Annotated in this window: 19 protein-coding genes; 6 read left to right on the top strand and 13 right to left on the bottom strand. The window is 64.4% G+C overall.

From position 1 onward, the window contains the following. Positions 1-53 precede the first annotated feature (53 nt). The 5 genes from C6A77_RS15745 to C6A77_RS15725 all read right to left on the bottom strand — a co-directional run bounded on the left by C6A77_RS15745 (position 54) and on the right by C6A77_RS15725 (position 4589). Complete coding sequence (locus tag C6A77_RS15745; protein ID WP_114170304.1) at positions 54-1202, bottom strand: M14-type cytosolic carboxypeptidase; 1149 nt, start codon at positions 1200-1202, stop codon at positions 54-56. A gap of 94 nt (positions 1203-1296) precedes the next feature. Further along, complete coding sequence (locus C6A77_RS15740) at positions 1297-2070, bottom strand: helix-turn-helix transcriptional regulator (RefSeq protein ID WP_114170303.1); 774 nt, start codon at positions 2068-2070, stop codon at positions 1297-1299. A gap of 36 nt (positions 2071-2106) precedes the next feature. After that, positions 2107-3339 carry an MFS transporter gene (locus tag C6A77_RS15735; RefSeq protein ID WP_114170302.1) on the bottom strand — a complete coding sequence of 411 codons (1233 nt, stop codon included), beginning with the start codon at positions 3337-3339 and terminating at the stop codon, positions 2107-2109. Positions 3340-3586: 247 nt separating this feature from the next. Continuing rightward, positions 3587-3817 (bottom strand): hypothetical protein, encoded by a 231-nt coding sequence (locus tag C6A77_RS15730; RefSeq protein WP_114170301.1) that lies wholly within the window; start codon positions 3815-3817, stop codon positions 3587-3589. Beyond that, positions 3810-4589, bottom strand: coding sequence for a VacJ family lipoprotein (locus C6A77_RS15725; protein ID WP_114170300.1), 780 nt, complete (start codon positions 4587-4589; stop codon positions 3810-3812). Before C6A77_RS15725 ends, C6A77_RS15730 begins: the two co-directional genes overlap by 8 nt. A gap of 168 nt (positions 4590-4757) precedes the next feature. Between C6A77_RS15725 and C6A77_RS15720 the strand changes: the two genes are divergently transcribed. After that, positions 4758-5480, top strand: coding sequence for a response regulator (locus C6A77_RS15720; RefSeq protein WP_114170299.1), 723 nt, complete (start codon positions 4758-4760; stop codon positions 5478-5480). Further along, positions 5477-6832, top strand: a complete 1356-nt coding sequence (locus tag C6A77_RS15715) for an ATP-binding protein (RefSeq protein WP_114170298.1) — start codon at positions 5477-5479, stop codon at positions 6830-6832. The genes C6A77_RS15720 and C6A77_RS15715 overlap by 4 nt, the downstream gene beginning before the upstream one ends. On the opposite strand, the gene C6A77_RS15710 is transcribed toward C6A77_RS15715, so the two are convergent. From C6A77_RS15710 to C6A77_RS15680, 6 genes are all read right to left on the bottom strand, one after another. Next, positions 6833-7297, bottom strand: a complete 465-nt coding sequence (locus C6A77_RS15710; protein WP_114170297.1) for a nuclear transport factor 2 family protein — start codon at positions 7295-7297, stop codon at positions 6833-6835. 289 nt (positions 7298-7586) lie between these two features. Further along, positions 7587-8759 (bottom strand): MFS transporter, encoded by a 1173-nt coding sequence (locus C6A77_RS15700; RefSeq protein WP_114170295.1) that lies wholly within the window; start codon positions 8757-8759, stop codon positions 7587-7589. A gap of 87 nt (positions 8760-8846) precedes the next feature. Then, positions 8847-9650 (bottom strand): 2,5-didehydrogluconate reductase DkgB, encoded by an 804-nt coding sequence (dkgB, locus tag C6A77_RS15695; RefSeq protein ID WP_114170294.1) that lies wholly within the window; start codon positions 9648-9650, stop codon positions 8847-8849. A gap of 226 nt (positions 9651-9876) precedes the next feature. Continuing rightward, the gene (locus tag C6A77_RS15690; protein ID WP_114170293.1) at positions 9877-11448 is read right to left on the bottom strand and encodes a hypothetical protein; all 1572 of its coding nucleotides are present in this window, start codon (positions 11446-11448) and stop codon (positions 9877-9879) included. Between the two features lie 127 nt (positions 11449-11575). Continuing rightward, positions 11576-12070, bottom strand: a complete 495-nt coding sequence (locus C6A77_RS15685; protein WP_013971943.1) for a DUF934 domain-containing protein — start codon at positions 12068-12070, stop codon at positions 11576-11578. Further along, complete coding sequence (locus C6A77_RS15680) at positions 12054-13706, bottom strand: nitrite/sulfite reductase (protein ID WP_114170292.1); 1653 nt, start codon at positions 13704-13706, stop codon at positions 12054-12056. The genes C6A77_RS15685 and C6A77_RS15680 overlap by 17 nt, the downstream gene beginning before the upstream one ends. Before the next feature lie 211 nt (positions 13707-13917). Here C6A77_RS15680 and C6A77_RS15675 point away from each other — a divergent pair, with 211 nt between their 5' ends. Beyond that, entirely contained in the window at positions 13918-14994 is a 1077-nt protein-coding gene (locus C6A77_RS15675) for an ABC transporter substrate-binding protein (protein WP_114170291.1), read from the top strand. 378 nt (positions 14995-15372) lie between these two features. Here the strand turns inward: C6A77_RS15675 and C6A77_RS15670 are convergent, their stop codons facing one another. Beyond that, positions 15373-15588, bottom strand: a complete 216-nt coding sequence (locus tag C6A77_RS15670) for a DUF2970 domain-containing protein (protein ID WP_114170290.1) — start codon at positions 15586-15588, stop codon at positions 15373-15375. 171 nt (positions 15589-15759) lie between these two features. Next, positions 15760-19467, bottom strand: coding sequence for a methionine synthase (metH, locus tag C6A77_RS15665; protein ID WP_114170289.1), 3708 nt, complete (start codon positions 19465-19467; stop codon positions 15760-15762). 182 nt (positions 19468-19649) lie between these two features. Here metH and C6A77_RS15660 point away from each other — a divergent pair, with 182 nt between their 5' ends. The 3 genes from C6A77_RS15660 to nfuA all read left to right on the top strand — a co-directional run bounded on the left by C6A77_RS15660 (position 19650) and on the right by nfuA (position 23864). Further along, complete coding sequence (locus tag C6A77_RS15660) at positions 19650-21950, top strand: fatty acid cis/trans isomerase (RefSeq protein ID WP_114170288.1); 2301 nt, start codon at positions 19650-19652, stop codon at positions 21948-21950. A 236-nt stretch (positions 21951-22186) separates the two neighbouring features. Further along, positions 22187-23221 carry an acyltransferase gene (locus C6A77_RS15655; protein ID WP_114170287.1) on the top strand — a complete coding sequence of 345 codons (1035 nt, stop codon included), beginning with the start codon at positions 22187-22189 and terminating at the stop codon, positions 23219-23221. Between the two features lie 58 nt (positions 23222-23279). Next, on the top strand, positions 23280-23864 hold the full coding sequence (nfuA, locus tag C6A77_RS15650; protein ID WP_003250416.1) for a Fe-S biogenesis protein NfuA: 585 nt from the start codon (positions 23280-23282) through the stop codon (positions 23862-23864). Positions 23865-24002 lie beyond the last annotated feature (138 nt).

The following is a 24002-nucleotide window of genomic DNA, read 5'->3' as shown; positions in this document are numbered from 1 at the left end:
CGTCGTCTGCTTCGCGGGCATGCCCGCTCCCACAAGCCCTGCGCCGGCAGGCTTCAGCGCAAATCGCCAACCATTTTCGCCAAGGTCTCCAGCACCGCGCCGGCCAGCGCCTTCGAGCGCGCACCGGACCATCCGGTTCGCGCATCGGGCGCGTCGTCATGGTCCTTGAACGGCATTTCCAGCGTCAGTGACAGGCAGTCGTAGGCCATCCCCACCGCATTGCAGGCCAGGGTCGTGTTGGCCTGCCCCGGTTCATCGCGGGTGTAGCCATGCACCGTCTGGAAGTCGCGGGTCAGGCTGCACAGGGTATTGCGGAACTGCGCTTCCAGCTGCGCCAGCCGTGGCGTATAGCCCGGGTTGCCCTCGCAGGCCGCAGTGAACACATGGGGGATCTCTTCGTCGCCGTGCACATCGATGAAGGCATCCACACCGTATTGCTTCATCTGCGCCTGGGCGAAGAACACCTCGGGGGTGAGTTCGACGCTGGCATCCTGCCAGGCACGGTTGAGGTCCTTGCCCTTGAAGTTGGTGCGCAGGTGGCCGAGGAAGGCGCCATCGGGGTTCATGTTGGGGATCAGGTACAGGTCGGCCTTGGCCAGCAACTGCCGGACCACGGCGTCGTTGGCCTGCAGGCGGTCGATCACACCTTCCATGAACCATTCGGCCATGTGTTCACCCGGGTGTTGCTGGGCAATCAGCCACAGCTTGCGCTTGCCATCGGCACCATCACCGGCACGCAACAGGGGAATATCGCGGCCCTGCACGCTGCGGCCACTGGCCAGCAACTCGACCCCCGGCAGTTGCCGGGCACGTTCGATCAGCTGGTTGTGGCGGGCGCGCGGGTAGGGTTCGAAGTAGGCGAACCAGATGTGTTGTTGTTCGGCGGTTACCTCGAACGACAGCGCGGTGCCGTCGAACTGGCTGGGCACGCGGAACCAGCTCTGCTGGTCGTACGAGGCCACGGCGTTGTAGCCGCTCCAGGCGTTCTTGTAGGAGGAGCCCGAGGCGTTGTCGAGGCTGAAGCGATGGACCTGGCCTGGCGTCAGCCCGCTGACCTTGAAGTGGAACCACTGGTAGTGGCCGCTGTGAGTGTCCGGGCGGATGGCCAGGTGTACCTGGGCCGGGTTGCTGGCATCCAGGACCTGGATGTTGCCGGAGTCGAAATCGCAATCGATCTGCAGGGGGGACAGCGTCACCGTCATGTGCCGGGCTCCTTCTGGGGGCTTTGTTGTGAACTTACTGTACACGCCAGGGCACGGTTGTTGCGCGGGATCAGGCAAAGTTTTGTCTTGCAGGCTATTTGAAGAACTGGCTCGGCGTGGTGCCGAACTGGCGCTTGAACATGCTGGCGAAGGCACTTGGGCTGTCATACCCCAGCGCCCCCGCCACATCGATGATCCGCTCGCCCAGGGCGATCCGTTCCAGCGCCTGCATCAGCCGTGCCTGCTGGCGCCACTGGCCGAACGTCATGCCGGTTTCCCTGCGGAACAGGCGCTGGATGGTTCTTTCGTCCACGCCCAGCTGGCGGCCCCAGTCGGCCACGCTGGCATTGTCGTCAGGCCGCGCCTGCAACGCCGAACAGATCGCCTGCAGGCGCTTGTCGGCGGGTTGCGACAGCTTCAGCGGCAAGGTCGGCAGCACGCAGATCTCGTCGAGAATCAGGCGCATCACCCGGGCTTCGCGGGAGTCTTCGGCAAACGGCCCGGTAAACGCCACGGAGGCCTTGATCAGTTCGCTGAGCAACGGCGAAATAGCGATGGCCTTGCTTTGCACGGGCAATTGCACGGTCGTGTCGGTACGCACGAACACACTGCGCATCTTCACATCGCCCACGCAACGGATCGCGTGCACCTGGCCGCAGGGCATCCACACGCCACGGCTGGGCGGTACGGTCCAGCGCTGGTTGCCGGACTCAACGATCATCAGGCCTTTGATGGCATAGATCAGTTGATGCTTGGCATGGCTGTGGGGCTCGATGAACCAGTCGGTCGGGTAGTCCGTCGCGCGGCTACCGACCTCCCAGGCCAACTCATCGACCTCTACCAGCAATTCATGCTGCGGCTTTAGCATTTCGACCTCTTCGACAGGCAGCCAGGCCCGGCCACTTTAACAGCAGCGGCTGGGCCGCGCGGTGGAGCGGGTTGCCGGCAGCAGCGCAGTGGCCAGCCCCAGCAGCGGCAAGAACGAGATGGCCTGGTACACCCACTCGATGCCATGCCGGTCGGCCAGCTCGCCGAGCCCGGCGGCGCCGATGCCACTGATACCGAACATCAACCCGAACATCACTCCCGAGACCATGCCGACCCGGCCCGGCACGGCCTCCTGGGCATACACCACCAGTGCGGCGAAGGCCGAGGACATCACCAGGCCGATGGCCACCGCCAGCACTGCGGTCCAGGCCAGGTTGGCGTAGGGCAGGGCGAGGGCGAAGGGGGCCACGCCGAGGAACGAGACCCAGATCACCGTCTTGCGCCCGATCCGGTCACCCACCGGGCCGCCGGCGAAGGTGCCCAGGGCCACCGCTGCGAGGAAGACGAACAGGTACAACTGGCTGTGCTGCACGCTCAGGCCGAAATGCTCGATCAGGTAGAAGGTGAAGTAGTTGCTGAACGAGGCGATGTAGACGAACTTGGCGAACATCAGCACGGCGATGACACCCACCGCGCGCCACATGGCGCTGCCCGAAAGCCCCGGGGCCTGCTGGCCGGCGAAGCTCTTGAGCTGGGCCTGGCCGTGGCGCATGGTCCAGCCGGTGACCCGCAACAGCACCCACACCGCCAGCGCAGCCGCCAGCATGAACCAGGCGATGGCCGCCTGGCCGTACGGAATGACGATGGCGGCGGTGAGCAACGGGCCGAGGGCAGAGCCGGTGTTGCCGCCGACCTGGAAGGTCGACTGCGCGGTGCCGAAGCGCCCGCCGGAGGCCATCCTGGCCACGCGCGACGCCTCGGGGTGGAAGGTCGCCGAGCCCACCCCGACCACGGCGGCTGCCACCAGCAGCATCGCATAGCTGTTGGCGAAGGCGAGCAGGGCGATGCCGGCCAGGGTCACCAGCATGCCGGCTGGCAGCAGGTAGGGTTGCGGATGCTTGTCGGTGTACAGGCCGACCCAGGGTTGCAGCAGGGACGCGGTCACCTGGTAGACCAAGGCGATCCAGCCGATCTGGGCGAAACTCAGGGCGAACTCGCTCTTGAGCATCGGGTAGATCGACGGCAGCACGGCCTGGATCAGGTCGTTGAGCAGGTGGGCGAACGCGGCGGCGCCGACGATGCGGACCAGGAAACCTTGGGCGTGGTCGGCAGGCGGCGTGGCAGCCAGTGAGGCGGCGGGAGTCGTCATGGGCGATCTTCTTCTGGCGAAAGGGAACAAGGCATTTGCCGAAGCAGGGTAGCCAGTGCCCACACTGCCTGTCTCACGCCGGACGGGCAGCTACTGTTGCGTTTCGGACATCGCCAGCAAGGCCTGCACTGCGCATCAGCCCGCCCCTGTGGGAGCGGCTTCAGCCGCGAAGAATCCAACGCGGTGTATGGCACCGGCTGCGCCGGTGTTCGCGGCTGAAGCCGCTCCCACGGGGACTCTGCTGATTTCACTGTCCGTGCCGGGCCACCCAACGCAGCAATGCCGCAAGCGGTATGTTGCGGTGCACCTCGTGCCGGTAGTGGGTGCCCTCGGCGGTGACGCGTTCGCGATAGCGGCTCAGCACCAGGCTCCGGCCATCGGCAGAAACCCGCGCCTCCAGCTCATGCAGCAGCAGCGCTTGCCGGGCAGCGCCTTCCTGGCGCCGGAACAGCAGCATGGCAGCCTGGGCATCATTCATCGGCGTTCACCTGCGGGCAATCGGCTTGCCAGGTACCCGGCTCGCCGGCCTTGCCCTCTGCCACCCGGTTGGCGCGGCGCTGCGCGGTGTAGTCGCGCTGCGCGACGTAGTAATCCGGCCAGGTGCGCAGCAGGTCGGTGAGTGGCAGTGCTTCGGCCCGGGCATCCACGATGCCGCCGGCCATGGCGGCGTTGCCCAGGGTTTCGACGGCATCGCTGTTGTCGCCAAACGGGTCCAGCGCCAGGCCCAGTAGCGTGCCGGTGGCGTCACGCAGGTTGTGGCTACCCAGCAACGGCAGCTCGACGATCGGCCCGGCGGCGATGCCCCACACCCCGAAGGTCTGGCCGAAGTCCGAACGGTGCTGGCTCAGCCCCATCTTGCCGGACACATCGACCAGCCCGGCCACGCCCAGGGTGGTATTGAAGATGAAGCGGCTCAGGCTGGTCATCGCCCGCTCGCCGTTGCCCTGCAGCAGGTCGTTGACCAACACCTTGGGCTCGCCGAAGTTGCTGGCGAAGTTGTGCACGCCCTGCCGGGCAAAACCGGGCAACCTACTGTAGCCGCGGGCGACCGGCGCCAGCAGGTAGTCATCGACGCTGCGGTTGAAGGCGAACACGGCGCGGTTGGCGGGTTCGGCCGGGTCACTGACCTGATAGACGACAGTGCCGCAAGTGGCGGCGGGCGTGCGCTGGCTGCAGCCGCCAGCGACGAACAGCGAGAGTACCAGCGCGGCAGAACGCGCCGAGCGCAGGGCGGTTGATGAAGGGGACATAGGCACATTCCTGGGAAGAACTGGCGGCGATGCTGCGCGGTTTTTCTTGCCCGGGAATGTCCGGATTGTCTCGTTCTCGACATTTTGTTTCCGCTTTGAAATATATGACGGCTGCGTATCGATGGCCTTAAAGTAGCGCTTGAATACCTTTGTTTTTCGGTACTTTTTGTGAGCCATTTGCTGATAGTCGACGACGATGTCGAGGTGCTCGACCTGCTGCAGAAGTTTCTCTGCCAGCACGGTTACGAGGTGGAGGTGGCAACCGATGGCAAGGCATTGTGGCAGGCCCTCGAGCGGCGGGTGCCAGACCTGGTCATTCTCGATGTGATGCTGCCTGGCGACAGTGGCCTGGTGTTGTGCCAGCGCTTGCTGGCCGAGCACAAGGTGGCAGTGATCATGCTCACCGCCATGGGCGAATTGAGTGACCGGGTGGTCGGCCTTGAGCTGGGGGCAGACGACTATCTGACCAAACCGTTCGCCGCGCGAGAATTGCTGGCGCGGGTGCGGGCCGTGCTGCGCCGTGCCGGCGAAGCGGCTGGCCGGGCGCCCGGCGGCGCACCAGGCCCGGTCTGCACCAGCCTGGAGTTCGCCGGCTGGCGGCTGGATGTGCTGCGGCGCGAACTGCGTTCGCCGGACGATGTGATGATTCCCTTGTCCAACGGCGAGTTCGAATTGTTGCTGGTGTTCGCCGAACATCCGCGACGGGTGCTCAGCCGCCAGCAACTGCTGGACATGGCCCGTGGTGATGCCTACGACGCCTATGACCGCAGCATTGACGTGCAGGTCAGCCGGCTGCGCCGCAAGCTGCAGAGTGACCACGGCAACGAGCCGTTGATCCGTACCCTGCGCAACGCCGGCTACCTGTTCACGCCCACGGTCGCGAAGCGATGAAGCTGCGCGACCGGCTGCGCCAGGCCCTGCCACGGCCGAAGATCACCATCGCCCGCTGGATCGCCCTGACCACCCTGACGGCGATGTTGTTCCTGCTGTTGCTCAAAGGGCTGTTCAGCGTGCTGCTGAGCGCCTGGGCGCAGCCGCCGCTGCTGGAAAGCGGAGTGATCGACAAGGTTGCCGCGGTCACGCGCATTCTCGATGCCGCCCCCCAGGCACAGCGTGCCGACATCGCCCGCGCGGCGGGGGACGGCTCGTACTCGGTGCGCTGGTTGCGCCGCCATGACCAGGCCGGTGTGCCAGCGCTGGTCGATGCCGAGTTCAGCCAGGGCACGCCGATTCTGCGCGCATTGCTCAAGCGCCCGGATGCCAGGGTCGAGGCCTTCGAACCTGCCGACATGCCGCAGTACGCCCCTGAACGTGGCTATGCGCTGATGATCGAACTGAGCGACAAATCCTGGGTGCTGTTTCGCGCCAGCGACCGCAGCTGGGGCCTGGATGAGTTGCCGCGCAACCTGATCATCCTCGGCCTGATGCTGGTTTCCAGCCTGGCCGTCGCGCTGCTGGCCACGCGCTACCTGGCCAAGCCGCTGGAGCGCTTTGCCGAAGGTGCGCGACGATTCGGCACGGACTTCAATGCCCCGCCGATTCCGGTGGTCGGCCCGCACGATCTGCGCCAGGCGATTCTCGCGTTCAATGCCACCCAGGCGCAGCTCAAGCACTTTCTTAACGACCGCACCCAGATGCTGGCGGCCATTTCCCACGACTTGCGCGCGCCGCTGACGCGCATGCGCTTGCGCGCCGAGTTCATTGACGATGCCCAGTTACAGGCCAAGGTGTTCAAGGACGTCGACGAGATGCAGGCGATGGTTGACGCGGCGCTGGGGTTTTTCCGTGATGATGCCCGGCTGGAACAGACCACCGTGTTCGACCTGGGCGAGTTGTTGCTGACGGTGGTGGACGATTTCCGGGATGCGGGCGTGGAGGTCGGCTTCAGCGGGCCACGCCGCTGTGTGTACACGGGGCGGCCAGTGGGTATCAAGCGCGTGCTGGTCAACCTGATCGACAATGCCGCGAAATATGGCCGTGAGCCTATGGTGGTGTTGGCGCTAAGCGCCAGGCAGATCGCGATCACCGTGCAGGATCGCGGGCCGGGCATTGCGCCGGAACTGCATGAACAGGTATTCGCGCCGTTCTACCGCATCGAAGGTTCGCGCAACCGCAATACCGGTGGCGTCGGGCTGGGCTTGCCCGCAGCGCGGGCCATCGTGCTGGAGCAGGGCGGCAGCGTGACCCTGGGCAACCGCTCGGGTGGCGGCCTGGAGGTCAGGATCACGTTGCCGCTGGGCTGATCAGAGCCCCAGTTCGCTGAGCCCGGGGTGATCATCCGGGCGCCGGCCCAACGGCCAGCGGAACTTGCGCTCGGCTTCGCTGATGGGTTGCTCGTTGATGCTCGAATGGCGGTTCTGCATCAGCCCGTCGTCGGCAAACTCCCAATTCTCGTTGCCATAGGCGCGGTACCACTGGCCGCTGTCGTCGTGGTACTCGTAGGCATAGCGCACGGCAATACGGTTGCCGCTGAAGGCCCAGAGTTCCTTGATCAGGCGGTACTCCAGCTCGTGATTCCATTTACGCGTCAGGAACGCCTCGACCTCGGCCCGGCCACGGGGGAACTCGACGCGGTTACGCCAGACGGTGTCGACGGTATAGGCAAGAGCGACCTTGGCCGGGTCGCGGCTGTTCCAGCCATCCTCGGCCAGGCGGACCTTTTCGATGGCACTTTCGCGGGTGAAGGGCGGCAGGGGTGGGCGGGACATCGGGGTAATCCTCAGGTCGATTGGCTGGTAGGAGATTAGTAGCCGCTGGCCGAACAGAGAATGGCTGTGCCTGGCACATCATAATTGCAGCGTGTGAAACAATTAACACCGCTCGAGATGGGGCAACTGTCTTGCTCAAATCTGAAGGCTTGCGCAATCCCTGTGGGAGCGGCCTTGTGTCGCGAAAGGGCCGCAACGCGGCCCCGGGATTTCAGCTGTGATGCATAGGTTGCCGGGGCTGCGATGCAGCCCTTTCGCGACACAAGGCCGCTCCCACAGGGGGGCTCTATCAGGCTGCGTCGGCTGCGGCTTTCCCGGCAGCCTTGCTACGCCCGCCCAGCCACACCAGCAGCAGCCCGGCTGCCGCCAATAGCCCACCGGCCATCGGCACTGCCGCATAGCCCAGGTCGAGGCTGATCACCGCGCCGCCCAGCGCCGCGCCCACGGCATTGCCCAGGTTGAACGCACCGACGTTGATCGACGACGCCAGCCCCGGTGCCTCGATGGCGGCGATCATCACCCGCATCTGCAACGGCGGCACCACGGCGAAGGTGAACATGCCCCATACCAGCAAGGCGATCGCCGCGCCAATGTGGCTGCCCAGCACCAGCGGCATCAACAGCATGATCACCGCCAGCGCGGCAAGGAAGATGCGTGCCGCGCCGTCCAGCGACCAGTCGGCCAGGCGACCACCGAGGCTGTTGCCGAGGGTGAAGCCGACGCCGATCAGCACCAGGCCGAGGGTAACGAAGCTGTCCGAGGCGCCGGTCAGTTCGGCCAGCACCGGCGCCACATAGGTGTACAAGGTGAACATGGCGCCGGCACCGAGCACGGTGGTGGCCATCGCCAGCAACACACTGGGGCGGGCGATCACCGCCAGTTCCTTGCGCACATGAGGCACGTTGCCGCGTTCGCCCTTGGGCAGGGCGTACCACAGCGCGGCCATGGCCAGCAGGCCGAGCACGGCGGTGCCGGCAAAGGCCATGCGCCAACCGACCTGTTGGCCGACCCAGGTGGCAGCCGGGACCCCGCCGATGTTGGCGATGGTCAGGCCCATGAACATGGTGGCCACGGCGCTGGCCTGTTTCTCCTTGGGCACCACGCTGGCGGCCACCACGGCACCCAGGCCGAAGAACGCGCCGTGGTTGAGGCTGGTGACCAGGCGCGAGGCGAGCAGGGTGTAATAGTCCGGCGACAGCGACGACAACAGGTTGCCGAGGGTGAAGATGGCCATCAGCGCCATCAGCGCGGCGCGCTTGCCGAAGCGGCTGAACAGCAGGGTCATGATCGGCGCACCGACCATCACGCCGATGGCGTAGGCGGTGATCAGCATGCCGGCGCTGGGGATGCTGACATCGACGCCCTGGGCGATGACCGGCAGCAGGCCCATCGGGGTGAACTCGGTGGTGCCGATACCGAAGGCGCCAATGGCCAGTGCAAACAGGACGCGTCCGGCTTTCATCGCACGTGCTCCGTTTGGTCAGCGGCCAAGGTGGGGGTATTCATTGAGAGGTCTCCTTCGTTGGCGGTGGCGGGCGTGGTCATGGCATCAATCCCAGGCTGGCGCCAGGCCTGCAGGGCTGACTTCGCGGCCATTGCGCTCGAGGCCGGCGATGCGGGCCATGTCCTCGGCGTCCAGCTTCAGGTCACGGGCGAGCAGGTTGCTGGCAAGGTTTTCGCGCTTGGTCGACGACGGGATCACCGCGTAACCCAGCTGCAGGGCCCAGGCCAGAGCAACCTGGGCGACCGTGGCCTTGTGCTTGGCGGCGATGTCGGCCAGTACCGGGTCTTTCAGCACCTTGCCATAGGCCAGGGTCATGTACGAGGTCACGCTGATGCCTTGTTCCTTGAGGAAGGCGGTCAGCTTGCTGTTCTGCAGGTACGGGCTGAGCTCGATCTGGTTGGTGGCGATTTCGCCTTTGCCGACCACCTCGATGGCCTGGCGGGTCAGCTCGATGTTGAAGTTGGACACGCCGATCTGGCGGGTCAGGCCCAGCTTTTTGGCTTCGGCCAGGGCGGTCATGTATTCGCTCAGTTCAACACCGTTGCCCGGCGCTGGCCAGTGGATCAGCAGCAGGTCGACGTAGTCGGTACGCAGTTTCTCCAGGCTCTCGCGCAGGCTGGGGATCAGCTTGTCGGCGGCATAGTTGTCGACCCAGATCTTGGTGGTGATGAACAGCTCGCTGCGCGGTACGCCGCTTTCGGCGATGGCCTGGCCGACATCGGCTTCGTTCTGGTAGATCTGCGCCGTGTCGATGACCCGATAACCCAGCTCCAGGGCCGACTTGACCGAATCGATGACCGCCTGGCCGGTGAGGCGGAAGGTGCCGAGGCCGAAGGATGGAATGCTCATGGATCTGCTCCTGCTGAAAAAGAGGTGAAGGCAACCGAGCCGTGACGCTCGGTATGTTCGTGTGGGAGCAGTGTGCGGGTTTGGCGCGGATTGATTAAGGGGCGGCAGGGCCAAGGTCCTTTGCGCTGCAGTCAATAATAGGCAGTTCGGTCGTGACCGAAAGCCAGGCAATTTGTGCCTGCCCCTGGTGCCCGCTGAAGGGCGGCAGAGGCAGCAGATACAATGATCAGGCGTCGATCAGTGCCGGGTTGGCCTGCAGCAACCACAGGCTTCGCAGCGCCTGGAGCTGCTGCTCCAGGCTGGAGGCAAGGCCAAGACGCCGCGCCTGCCGGTCCTGGGCCAGAAGTTTTTCCAGCGTGTCCAGCAGGTCGCGTGATTGTTCGGCCGAGGCAGAGGTGGTGACGTCGGATTGCAGTTCGGCTTTCTGGTAAGTGCGTACACGTTCCTGCTGACTGGCCTGTTGCGTAGCCGTGGCCTCGACCAGGACGTTGTTGACGAAGCCGATGCGGGTCGAGCTGCTGGCTTCGTCACGCACCTCGTGGTAACGGTAGTCCTGCGATTCGCTATCGAGGTTGAGTCGCAGCTCCACCCATGGGTTGAGGCTCTCGTGCCAGGCGGCCTTCAGCGTGCTCTGCTGGTCCTGTTGCAAACTCAGGTTGGCTGCCGTGCCCTTGCGCGCGGTGGTCTGTGAAACGTTGTAAGCGAAGCTGTCCACTTCATCCGGGCGCATGGGGTTGGTGCGCTGCTCGGGTGTGGTGAGCGAGGCATTGAAGTCGGCCATGCCACTCAGCAGCAGGCGGCTGGTGCGGTTTGACCAGCTGTCATGATCCGCCGGGCGCAGGGTGGCGTCATCGACGCTGTTGAGCTGGCGGAAAGCATCCTTGAACAGCGTCATCAACTGTTCATCGCCGTTTCCGCGTTGCTGCGCGGCATCGAACTGGCTCAGGTAGTTCGACACGGCAGCCTGGCGTTGCGCCTCGCTGCCGAGCAGCACGCCGCCCTGGGTGTCGAAGTTCATCTTCACATTGCCGGACGGCGCCTGCAGTTCCAGGCTGCGCGTGTGCTCGTCCATCTGCAGGGCAAAGGTCTGCCGGGCGCCGCTTGTGGTTTGCAGCTGTGCCTCGAAGTGCAGGCCGGTGAAGAGCGTGGGGTCGAGCTTCAGCAGCGCGCCGAGCTTCAGGCTCGGGGGTTCTTGCGCAAGGCCGTTGACGGCACTCTGGAAGCTCTCCGCCATGCTCGCCAGGCCTTTGAGTTCGCTGGCGGTGAGTTCGCCACCGAGCACTTCGGCGTCTACTGCCAGGCCCCTGTCGCTGTTGAACAGCCCCAGTGAAACGGTCGCGCCGGAGGCGGTGTTCAGGGTGAAGGTCACGCGGTCGGTGGCGAACTCGCGCAGCCTGGCCTGTTGCAGGCCAAGCAGCGTGGGCTCGGTTGCGCTACCGCTGTCAACTGCCAGGCCTGACTGGGCGATGCGTTGCCCGCCGTTGGTCGCCAGTTGTTCCAGCAACGCCGCGCCCAGGCCCTGGAAGCGCGAAGCGGTGGAAGAAGCCTGAATCGCGCTGTACATGTTCAGGCTCAGCTTGTCGATGCCATCCTGCTCCCAGACATAGCGAACCTGCCCGTTACCCAGGGCGCCTTTGGCGTTGTAGATGCCAATGTCGGCGCTGGGGGGCGACTGGCCGATGCTGACCTCGCTGCTGGCAGCGGCGGATGTTGCGGCGGTTACGGCAATGCCTGGAGGTGCCGTGGCAGCAGGCATGTAAGTCGGCGTCGTGCGTATGATCGCTGTAATCGGGTTCATTCACGCTCCCTGCGTTGTTTGGTACGTTCGTACGTGATGTCGGCGCGCCATCAGCGAACTTGAATTTTCGACCCGAAAACGCGACGGCCCGCCATGAAGGCGGGCCGTCAGGCACAGCAACTGACGATCAGCGGCGGCGGAACAGCGGCAGCGGCTCGTCGGTGGCGGCCTGGTAGGTCACCGAGAAGTCCTTCAGGCTTTGCAGCGCGTCTTCCGGGTCCTTGTCGGCACGGATGGCGAACGCGTCGAAGCCGCAACGGGCCATGAAGAACAGCTGGTCACGCAGCACATCGCCAATGGCGCGCAGCTCGCCCTTGAACTTGTAGCGGTCACGCAGCAGGCGCGCATTGGAATAGTTGCGCCCGTCGGTGAAGGCCGGGAAATTCAGGGCGATGACCTGGAAGTGTTGCACGTCTTCGCCGATTTCTTCGGCTTCTTCGTCACTGTCCAGCCAGATGCCCAGGCCGCCGTCGCGGGCCTTGAGCGCATGGGCATGGTCGCGCCACATCTGCAGCGGGACGATGTAGTCGTCGCAGTTGGTCAGCTCGTCGAACGAGGTTTCCTTGGGCAGCAGGTGCCAGGTTTCGTCGACGATCTGGTTGTTCTTAATGATTCGCTGCATAGACGCGTTCCTTGAAGGGGTCGATGCCGATACGCTGGTAGGTGTCGATGAAACGCTCTTCCTCGGTACGTCGCTCGACGTACACGGCGATCAGCTTCTCGATCACGTCGGCCATGTCATCCTGGGCGAACGACGGGCCGAGGATCTTGCCCAGGCTCGCGCCACGCGCGGCATTGCCACCCAGCGACACCTGGTAGAACTCTTCGCCCTTCTTGTCCACGCCGAGGATGCCGATGTGGCCCACGTGGTGGTGGCCGCAGGCGTTCATGCAGCCGGAGATGTTCAGGTCGATTTCGCCGATGTCGAACAGGTAGTCCAGGTCGTCGAAACGGCGCTGGATGGACTCGGCGATCGGGATCGACTTGGCGTTGGCCAGCGAGCAGTAGTCACCGCCCGGGCAGCAGATGATGTCGGTCAGCAGGCCGATGTTCGGGGTGGCGAAGCCGGCCTCGCGCAGCTCCTGCCACAGCGCCAGCAGCTGGCGCTGCTCGACGTCGGCGAGGATGATGTTCTGCTCGTGCGAGGTGCGCAGGAAGCCGAAGCTGTAGCGCTCGGCCAGGTCGGCCACGGCATCCAGCTGCTTGTCGGTGAGGTCGCCGGGGGCGACGCCGGTGGGCTTCAACGACAGGGTCACGGCGACGTAGCCCGGGCGCTTGTGGGCGCGGGTGTTGCGCGAGCGCCAGCGGGCGAAACCTGGGTATTCGGCGTCCTGGGCGGCGTAGTCGACATTGTCGAGGGCCAGGTACTCGGGGTCGACGAAGTGGCGCGATACGCGCTGGACTTCGGCTTCGGTCAGGGTGGTGCTGCCGCCACGCAGGTGGACCATTTCGGCCTCGACCTTCTCGGCGAACACTTCCGGGGTAAGGGCCTTGACCAGAATCTTGATCCGCGCCTTGTACTTGTTGTCACGGCGACCGTAACGGTTGTACACGCGCAGGATGGCGTCGAGGTAGCTGATCAGGTCCTGCCACGGCAGGAACTCGTTGATGAACGAGCCCACCACCGGGGTGCGGCCCAGGCCGCCGCCGACCAGCACACGGAAGCCCAGTTCGCCGGCAGCGTTGCGCACCGGCTCCAGGCCGATGTCGTGCACTTCGATGGCGGCGCGGTCTTCCTGCGAGCCATTGATGGCGATCTTGAACTTGCGCGGCAGGAAGGCGAATTCCGGGTGGAAGGTGGTCCACTGGCGGACGATTTCGCACCATGGACGCGGGTCGACGATCTCGTCTGCGGCGACACCGGCGAACTGGTCGGTGGTGGTGTTGCGCAGGCAGTTGCCGCTGGTCTGGATGGCGTGCATCTGCACGGTGGCCAGCTCGGCGAGGATGTCCGGTACGTCTTCCAGTGCCGGCCAGTTGAACTGCACGTTCTGGCGCGTGGAGATGTGGGCGTAGCCCTTGTCGTAGTCGCGGGCGATTTTGGCCAGGGTGCGAACCTGGTTGGCGTTCAGCTGGCCGTACGGCACGGCAACACGCAGCATCGGCGCGAAACGCTGGATGTAAAGGCCGTTCTGCAGGCGCAGAGGGCGGAATTCTTCTTCGCTCAGCTCACCGGCCAGGTAGCGGCGGGTCTGATCACGGAACTGCTTGACGCGGTCCTCGATGATCCGCTGATCGTACTCGTCGTATACGTACATAAAAGTCCTGTCTCAGGCTGCAGCTATTCGCGCGCACGGCCGCGCACTCCGCTTCGGAGCCGGGGAACGATAGCAGGTTGCGTTTATGCGCTAAAGTGATGTTTTTGCATATGAAAAGAACCAAATGGACTATGTGAGACTGACTGCCATTTGTGCGCCAGGCATGGCCTGGCGTTTATAATCCGTTGTTTGCTTCGCAGGGATGTCACCCATGCTCAAGGCGTTGTGCCACAGCTTGTGTCTTGCCTTGCCGCTGGCGGCAAGCGCGCAACCGGCTTCGGTGGTTTTCCTCAACCCGGGGCTGTCCAACGAGACCTTCTGGACCAGTTATACCCGCTTCATGCAGGCCGCTGCGGACGACCTGGGCATGACCCTGCGCGTGGAATACAGCGAGCGCCGCGCCGACCTGGCGCTGACCCGCGCCCGGGAAATCCTCGGCGGGCCGCAGCGGCCGGATTACCTGGTGCTGGTCAACGAACAGTATGTGGCGCCGGAGATCATCCGCCTGTCGCGTGGCAGCGGGGTCAAGCTGTTTCTGGTCAACAACGGCCTCACTGCCAGCCAGGCCCGCAGTATCGAGGCGCAACCTGACAAGTATGCCCAGCTGTTGGGCACCCTGACGGCCAACGACGAGCAGGCGGGCTTCCAGATGTTGCACCAGATGGTCGCACAATTGCCCCGCGACAGTGGCCCGGTGGACCTGGTGGCCTTTGCCGGGGTCAAGACCACGCCGGCCTCGCAGCTGCGCGAGGAGGGCATGCGCCGCGCCCTGGCCGACTTCCCCCAGGTGCGCCTGCGCCAGGTGGTGTACGGCGGCTGGAACCGTCAGCGCGCCTACGAGCAGGCCCGGCAGTTGCTGGAGCGTTACCCGGCCACGCGCCTGGTGTGGTCGGCCAATGACGAGATGGCCTTCGGTGCCATGCAGGCATTCGAGGAAGCCGGGCGCAAGCCGGGACGCGATGTGTTGTTCGGCGCCTTCAACAGCTCGCCCGAAGCCTTGCGCGCACGGATCGACGGGCGCCTGAGCGTGCTGATGGGCGGGCATTTCACCCTGGGCGGCTGGGCCATGGTGATGCTGCATGACGACGCCCAGGGGCTGGAGGTGAACCGCGACGGCCAGCGCGAGCACCGCGTGCCGGTGTTGCAGCCGATCGACCAGGCCCAGGCCAGGCATTGGCTGAAACTGGTGGAACAGGCCGACTACGGCGTCGATTTCCAGCGCTACAGCGCCGAAGGCCAGCCGCCGGGCTACCAGTACCCGTTTCTGACCTCGCCGATCAGTTATTGAAAGGCCCTGCTTGAGAGAAGGACATTGCTCGTCTTAACTGCTGTGGGTGAAGTGCATTCCCATAACCACTACAAGAGGCAATGCAATGGGAAACTCAACCAAGGTCCGCAAAGCTGACAGCAGTGTCGATGCCTGGGCGATCCTCTGCCTGATCGTTCTGGTAGTGGTCACTGCCGCGTATTGGGTCAGCCATCAGTAGACTCATATTCAAGACCGTGATGCAGTCAAAACGCCTGGGGGAGGGAGTCCTGCAGGCGTTTTTGCTTTGCCTGTGCGGGCCCTTTCGCGGGCTTGCCCGCTCCCACAGGAAAAACACTGCCCTTGAGACTTGCGCTGTACCTGTGGGAGCGGGCAAGCCCGCGAAAGGGCCGGCACAGGTTAACGGGTAAGGTGCAGCGCCAGTTGCACCAGGCCAATCAGCACGGCAATGAATACCAGGGTGAACAGCGTCCCCAGCACGATGAAATGGCTGGCCTTGCCGTGGGTGAAATCGCGGGCGCGGTTCTTGCCGCTTTGCACGCCGAAGGCGGCGGCGAGGATGCTGTGCAGCATCTGCCAGAAGGTCGGGGGTTTGCCCTGGCTGGAATCGTCCATGGTGGCTCCTGAGGGAATCAGAGGCAATCACGGACAGTGTAGGCAATGAAGGTGAGGTTGGCTTTGCCGGCCTCTTCGCGGGTAAACCCGCTCCCACAGCTAATGCGCAGCCCTGAAGCGCTGTGCGGTCCCTGTGGGAGCGGGTTTACCCGCGAAGCAGCCAACGCAGCTTTAGCTGTCGTACCCGAGGTTGGGCGCCAGCCAGCGCTCGCTCACGCCCACATCCTGGCCCTTGCGCGCGCTGTAGCTTTCGATCTGGTCCTTGTCCACCTTGCCCACGGCAAAGTACTGCGCCTGCGGGTGGGCAAAGTACCAGCCACTGACCGCCGCCGCCGGGAACATCGCGAAGTGCTCGGTGAGGAACACGCCGCTTGGCCCGGTTTCGCCGATGGCGGTGCCATCGAGCAGGCGGAACAGGGTTTCCTTCTCGGTGTGGTCCGGGCAGGCCGGGTAGCCGGGAGCCGGGCGAATGCCGCGGTACTGTTCCTTGATCAGCGCTTCGTTGTCCAGGTGCTCGTCGCGGGCATAGCCCCAGTGCTCTTTACGCACCTGCTCGTGCAGCCATTCGGCGCAGGCTTCGGCCAGGCGGTCGGCCAGGGCCTTGACCATGATCGAACTGTAGTCGTCGCCCTTGTCCTGGTAAGCCTTCGCCACTTCCTCGGCACCAATGCCGGCGGTGGTGATGAAGCCGCCCACGTAGTCGGTGATACCGCTGGCCTTCGGCGCGACGAAATCTGCCAGCGACCAGTTGGGCTTGCCGTCCGGCTTGATGGTCTGCTGGCGCAGGTGGTGCAAGGTGGCCAGTGCCTGGCCGTCGTCGCCGTAGACTTCGATGTCGTCATCGGCCACCTGGTTGGCCGGCCAGAAGCCGAACACCGCGCGGGCGCTGATCAGCTTCTCGTCGATCAGCTTGGCGAGCATTTCGCGGGCATCCTTGTACAGCGCCGTGGCCGCCTCGCCGACCACTTCGTCGGTGAGAATGCGCGGGAACTTGCCGGCCAGGTCCCAGGAGATGAAGAACGGCGTCCAGTCGATGTACTCGGCCAGGGTGCGCAGGTCGATGTCTTCCAGCACCTTGACGCCAGTGAAGGCGGGCACCGCAGGCTGGTAGCCGGCCCAGTCGTACTGCGGCTTGGCGGCAACCGCCTGGGCGTAGCTCAGGCGCTCGGTACGGGCGCTGCGGTTGGCGGTGCGCTCGCGTACTTCCACATAGTCCTGGCGGGTTTTCTCGACGAAGCCTGGCTTCAGTTCTTTGGACAACAGCTGAGTGGCCACGCCGACCGCACGCGAGGCGTCGGTCACATAGACCACGGCGTCGTTGCTGTACTTCGGTTCGATCTTGACCGCCGTGTGCGCCTTGGAAGTGGTGGCGCCGCCGATCATCAGCGGCAGCTGGAAGCCCTGGCGCTGCATTTCGCGGGCAACGTGGACCATCTCGTCCAGCGATGGGGTAATCAGGCCGGACAGGCCGATGATGTCGCACTTCTGCTCACGGGCGGTTTGCAGGATCTTCTCTGCCGGCACCATCACACCGAGGTCGACGATGTCGTAGCCGTTGCAGCCCAGCACCACGCCGACAATGTTCTTGCCGATGTCATGCACATCGCCTTTTACCGTAGCCATCAGGATCTTGCCCTTGGCTTCCGGCTTGTCGCCTTTCTCGGCTTCGATGAACGGGATCAGGTGCGCCACCGCCTGCTTCATCACGCGGGCCGACTTGACCACCTGGGGCAGGAACATCTTGCCGGCGCCGAACAGGTCGCCGACCACGTTCATGCCATTCATCAGCGGGCCTTCGATCACCTCGATCGGGCGCGCGCATTGCTGGCGGCATTCTTCGGTGTCTTCGACGATGAACGCGGTGATGCCCTTGACCAGCGCGTGCTCCAGGCGTTTTTCCACTGGCAGCGAGCGCCACTCTTCGTTTTCCACTTCCTTGGTGGCGCCGCCGCCCTTGTAGTCATCGGCGATCGCCAGCAGTGCATCGGTACCGTGCGGGGTGCGGTTGAGCACCACGTCCTCGACCTTTTCCCGCAGGGCCGCCGGGATCTCGTCGTAGATCTCCAGCTGGCCGGCGTTGACGATACCCATGGTCAGGCCGTTCTGGATCGCGTGGTACAGGAACACCGAGTGGATCGCCTCGCGCACCGGGTTGTTGCCACGGAACGAGAACGACACGTTGGACACGCCGCCCGAACTCAGCGCGTGGGGCAGGTGATCACGGATGTAGGCACAGGCCTCGATGAAGTCGACGGCGTAGTTGTTGTGCTCCTCGATACCGGTGGCGACAGCGAAGATGTTCGGGTCGAAGATGATGTCTTCCGGCGGGAAGCCCACTTCGTTGACCAGGATGTCGTAGCTGCGCTGGCAGATTTCCTTCTTGCGCGCGGCGGTGTCGGCCTGGCCGACCTCGTCGAAGGCCATCACCACCACGGCAGCGCCATAGCGCTTGCACAGGCGGGCGTGGTGCTTGAACTGCTCGACGCCTTCCTTCATGGAAATGGAGTTGACGATGCCCTTGCCCTGGATGCACTTGAGGCCGGCTTCGATCACTTCCCACTTGGACGAGTCGATCATGATCGGCACGCGCGAGATGTCCGGCTCGCCGGCGATCAGGTTGAGGAAGCGGACCATGGCAGCCTGGGAATCGAGCATCCCTTCGTCCATGTTGATGTCGATCACCTGGGCGCCGGCCTCGACCTGCTGCAGGGCGACTTCGAGGGCTTCGGTGTAGTTCTCTTCACGGATCAGCCGGGCGAATTTGGCGGAGCCGGTGATGTTGGTGCGTTCGCCAACGTTGACGAACAGCGACTGGCGGTCGATGGTGAACGGTTCCAGGCCCGACAGGCGGCAGGCCTTGGCGATTTGCGGAATCGCGCGCGGCGGGTACTTGGCCACGGCCTCGGCGATGGCGCGGATATGGCCCGGGGTGGTACCGCAGCAGCCGCCGATGATGTTGAGGAAGCCGCTGGCGGCGAATTCCTCGACCACCGCGGCCATTTCTGCCGGGGTTTCGTCGTACTCACCGAACGCGTTCGGCAGGCCGGCGTTGGGGTGGGCCGAGACATGGGTGTCGGCTTTGCTCGCCAGCTCTTCCAGGTACGGGCGCAGGTCCTTGGCGCCGAGGGCGCAGTTCAGGCCGACGGAAATCGGCTTGGCGTGGCGCACCGAGTTCCAGAACGCTTCGGTGGTCTGGCCCGACAGGGTGCGGCCGGAGGCATCGGTGATGGTGCCGGAGATCATGATCGGCAGTTCGATGCCGTCTTCCTCGAACACCTGCTGCACGGCAAAGATCGCCGCCTTGGCGTTGAGGGTGTCGAAGATGGTCTCGATCAGCAGCAGGTCGGCACCGCCCTCGATCAGGCCGCGGGTGGCCTCGATGTAGTTGGTTACCAGCTCGTCGAAGGTGACGTTGCGGTAGCCCGGGTCGTTGACGTCCGGGGAAATCGAGCAGGTGCGGCTGGTTGGGCCGAGCACGCCGGCGACGAAGCGCGGCTTGTGCGGGGTTTCCAGGGTCTTGGCGTCGGCCACCTGGCGGGCGATGCGTGCGCCCTCGACGTTCAGCTCGTAGACCAGCGCCTCCATGCCGTAGTCGGCCTGGGAAATCTGCGTGGCGTTGAAGGTGTTGGTTTCGAGAATATCGGCGCCGGCGTCCAGGTAGGCCTTCTCGATCGCAGCGATCACATCCGGGCGGCTGAGCAGCAACAAGTCGTTGTTGCCTTTGACATCGCTTGGCCAATCGGCAAAGCGCGTGCCACGATAGTCGTGTTCCTCGAGCCGGTAGCTTTGGATCATAGTACCCATGCCGCCGTCGAGGATCAGGATGCGCTCTGCGAGTGCGTTCTGGAGTGCTTGGAGACGAGCGCTGCGGTCGGACATAGGAACTACCTGGTCGGGCGAAATTCAGAAGGTGCAGAATCATAACAAAGCTGCGCGGTTTTTAGGCGCATCGCCCATTTGCATGAAAATGGCTCATGTTGGGCGGGCGTTGACCAGGCAGGGCACCCAAGCACGACCAGGCAACAAATCGTGATGGCTTCAATACCCAGGACTTTCCGCACATGGTGCATCGTATCCTTGCCGGCGCCTTCGCCCTGCTCATCAGTGGCGCAGCGTTCGGGCAAGCCCCCCAGTCGAGCCCGGCTGTTTCCTACACCCGGGACATCCAACCGATCTTCACCGAGAAATGCGTGGCCTGCCACGCCTGCAACGACGCCGCCTGCCAGCTGAAGCTGGAAAGCCCCGAAGGCGCCGTGCGCGGGGCCAGCAAGGTGCCGGTGTATCAGGGCGAGCGCAGCCAGGCGGTGGCCACCACGCGGCTGTTCTACGACGCCCACAGCGAAAGTGAGTGGCGCAAGAAGGGCTTCTACTCGGTGCTCGACAACCAGGGCAGCCAGGCTTCGTTGATGGCGCGCATGCTGGAGCTGGGGCACAAGACCCCGCTCACGCCGAATGCCAAGCTGCCCGAGGAAATCGTCCTCGGCCTGAGCCGTAACAACATGTGCCCCCTGCCGCACGAGTTCGACGCCTATGCCGGCGCCCACCCAAAAGAAGGGATGCCGCTGGCGGTGACCGGGCTGACCGACCAGCAGTACCACACCCTGCGCCGCTGGCTGGCGGACGGCGCGCCGGTGGAGTACCAGCCGGTGCAGCCGAGCGCCAGTGAAGCCAGGCAGATCGCCGATTGGGAAGACCTGCTCAACCGCCCGGGTTCCAGCGAGGCACTGGTCGGTCGCTGGTTGTACGAGCACCTGTTTCTCGCGCACATCTACTTTGTCGGTGGCCAGCAGGGCCACTTCTTCCAGTGGGTGCGCTCACGTACGCCAAGCGGCCGGCCGGTCGACATCATCGCCACGCGCCGGCCCAACGACCCGCCGGGTACCGACTTCTATTACCGGCTGATCCCGGTGCAAGGGGTGATCGTGCACAAGACGCACATCACCTACCCGATGGGGCCGCAGAAGCTCAAACGGGTCAAGCAACTGTTCTACGCCGGCGACTGGCACGCCGCGGCGCTGCCGGGCTACGGCCCGCGCCACCGGGCCAACCCGTTCGAAACCTTCGAAGCGATCCCGGCCGTGGCGCGCTACCAGTTCATGCTGGATAACGCCGAGTATTTCGTGCGCACCTTCATTCGCGGCCCGGTGTGCCGTGGGCAGATCGCCACCGATGTGATCCGCGACAACTTCTGGGCGCTGTTCCAGGAGCCGGCCCACGACCGCTACATCACCGATGCCACGTACCGTGGCGAGGCGACGCCGCTGCTGGCCATGCCCGGGCAGATCGATGATGTGGGCAGCGTACTGAGCCTCTGGCACGCCTACCGCGACAAGCGCAACGCGTACGAGAAACTGCGCCGCGAAGCCTATGCCGAGATGCCGGCGCCGGGCTGGGCGACGTTGTGGGCGGGCAATGACAACGCGCTGCTGAGCATTTTCCGCCACTTCGACAGCGCCGCGGTCACCAAGGGCCTGGTCGGGGATGTGCCGCTGACCGTGTGGTTGTTCGACTACCCGTTGTTCGAGCGCACCTATTATCAGCTGGCGGTCAACTTCGATGTGTATGGCAACGTGTCGCACCAGTTGCAGACGCGCCTGTACTTCGACCTGATCCGCAACGGTGCCGAGATCAACTTCCTGCGCCTGATGCCGGCCGATCAACGCCAGGCGATCCTCGGCGACTGGTACCAGAACAGTGGCAAGGTGAAGATGTGGATGGACTACGAGGACATCGACACCGACACCCCGAGCGCGATCAGGCTCGATGCGCGCAACCCCAAACGCGACTTCGGCCTGAAGCTGTTGCAGCGCACCGGCAGCCTGAATGCCGCGCCCGACCCGATCAACCGCTGCCAGGGTGCGTTCTGCTCACGGCCGCAGCTGAGTGAAGAATTCCGCGACGCCGAGCAATCGCTCAGCCGCCTGGTGTCGCGCCCGGCTGCCGGGCTGAAGGTGATTAGCCAGTTGCCCGAAGCGACCATGCTGCGCATCGAAGGGCAGGGTGGCCAGCGCCAGGTGTACAGCCTGCTGCGCAACCGCGCGCACAGCAACGTGGCCTTCCTGCTCGGTGAGGCGTACCGCTACCAGCCGGGGCTGGATACCCTGACCTTGGTCCCGGGCGTGCTCAGCAGCTACCCCAACTTCATCTTCAACATCCCGACCGGCGATGTGCCGGAGTTCGTCGAGGACCTGGAGTATGCGAAAGACGACCCGGCCAGGTTCGAGCGCATCGTCATGCGCTGGGGCGTGCGCCGCAGCCATCCCGAGTTCTGGCGCTATTTCCATGACCTGAACAGCTACATCAAGGAGACCGAGCCGGTCGAGGCGGGCGTGCTGGACATGAACCGCTACGAGAACCTCTGATCGGGCGGGCTGACCTTTCCGGCGGGCCTGCGGTCGGATGCGTCGGGTGGTCCTGATTGATTGCAAGGGGGCTGCTTTGCAGCCCTACGCGGCTAAAGCCGCTCCCACAGGGATAGCACTGGCCTCAGGGGCGCCGCTATCGCTGTGGGAGCGGCTTTAGCCGCGAACGAGCGCGCAGCGCGCGCTGCCAGCACTCGAGCACGGGCCTCAATGCACCGGCAATCGCAGGGTATTTCATGCTGTATTCGCTTCAGGCACTGCGGGCGTTCGCCGCCTGGGTGGTGGTCTGCCACCATTTCATGCAGATCTTCTTCGACTTCAAACCCAGCGGCCCCATCGGCCAACTGCTCACCGACCGCGGCGCCGCAGGCGTCGACATCTTCTTCGTCATCAGCGGGCTGGTGATCTACCTGTCGACCCGCGACAAAGCCATCGAACCCCGCCAGTTCCTGCTCAATCGGGCGCTGCGTATCGTCCCGGCCTACTGGTTCTACACGGCACTGATGGCCATCGTGCTGCTGGCCTTCAGTCAGTGGCTGCCGCACCAGGCCTTCAGCTGGCACCACCTGCTGCTGTCGATGTTGTTCATCCCGGCGGAAAACCCCGGTGGTTACGGCCTGTATCCGACCCTGAACGTGGGCTGGACACTGAACTTCGAAATGTTCTTCTACCTGCTGTTCGGCCTGGCCTTCCTGGTTGCGCCACGCCAGCGCCTGCTGCTGGTCGGCGCCGCGCTGCTACTGGTGAGTGAAGTGCTGGGCCGGCTGGGTGTGCTCAGCCGCTTCTACAACAACGACATCATCTACGAGTTTCTGCTCGGTATCGGGCTGGGGGTGCTGTACCGCCGCGGGCTGATCCGTGAAGGGCGCTGGCTGCCGCTGGTGCTGCTGGGGGTGGCGGGCCTTGCCATCTATCACCTGGATGCGTCGCAGCGCTTGCTGCACTGGGGCGTGCCGAGCGCGATGATCGTGCTGGCCTTCATTGCCCTGGAGCCGGTGTTTCAGGGTAACCGCTGGCTCAAGGCGCTGGGCGACTGCTCCTATTCGGTGTACCTGATCCATGTGCTGGTATTGTACGCCGGCTGGTTCGCCAGCCAGCGCCTGCAGTTGAACCCGTACCTGGTGTTCGCCCTGTGCGTGCCGTCCATTGGACTATTGTCGTGGTTCAGCTACCAGTGGCTGGAGCGCGGCTTGTACCGGCGCCTGCAGGCCTGGCTGGCGGCGCCGCGCGGGCCAGTGCCCGAATATGCGCTTTCCCGAGTCAAATACTAGGACTTTGTTCAAAGGCCGGGTTGGCGTACACTTGGCCGCAAGTCTGTGAGGAACCTACATGAGCGCTATAACCATTACCGACGCCGCCCATGATTACCTGGCTGATCTGCTGTCCAAGCAGAACACGCCCGGCATCGGCATTCGCATTTTCATCACCCAGCCAGGCACCCAGTACGCTGAAACGTGCATCGCCTACTGCAAGCCGGGCGAAGAGAAGCCTGACGATACCGCCGTGGGTCTGAAGAGCTTCACCGCGTACCTGGATGCGGTCAGCGTGCCGTTCCTGGAAGATGCCCTGGTCGATTACGCCACCGACCGCATGGGCGGCCAGCTGACCATCAAGGCGCCGAACGCCAAGGTGCCGATGGTCAACGAAGACAGCCCGATCAACGAGCGCATCAACTATTACCTGCAGACCGAAATCAATCCCGGCCTGGCCAGCCATGGCGGCCAGGTAAGCCTGGTGGACGTGGTCGACGACGGCATTGCCGTGCTGCAGTTCGGCGGTGGTTGCCAGGGTTGTGGCCAGGCCGATGTGACCCTGAAGGAAGGCATCGAGCGCACCCTGCTCGAGCGTATTCCGGAGCTCAAGGGCGTGCGTGACGTGACCGACCATAGCCAGAAAGAGAACGCCTACTACTGATGTAGAGGCAGACGCGGTCTGTTGTGTGTGGGAGCGGCCTTGCGTCGCGAAAGGGCCGCGAAGCGGCCCCAGTAATATCAGCTTCGCCGCCAATACCCCGGGGGCTGCTTCGCAGCCCTTTCGCGACACAAGGCCGCT

The sequence above is a fragment of the Pseudomonas sp. AFG_SD02_1510_Pfu_092 genome (genome assembly GCF_003331055.1).
Classification (GTDB): Bacteria; Pseudomonadota; Gammaproteobacteria; order Pseudomonadales; family Pseudomonadaceae; genus Aquipseudomonas.
Note: the sequence above shows the minus strand (reverse complement) of the source record. Positions and strands in the feature narration are given on the sequence as shown.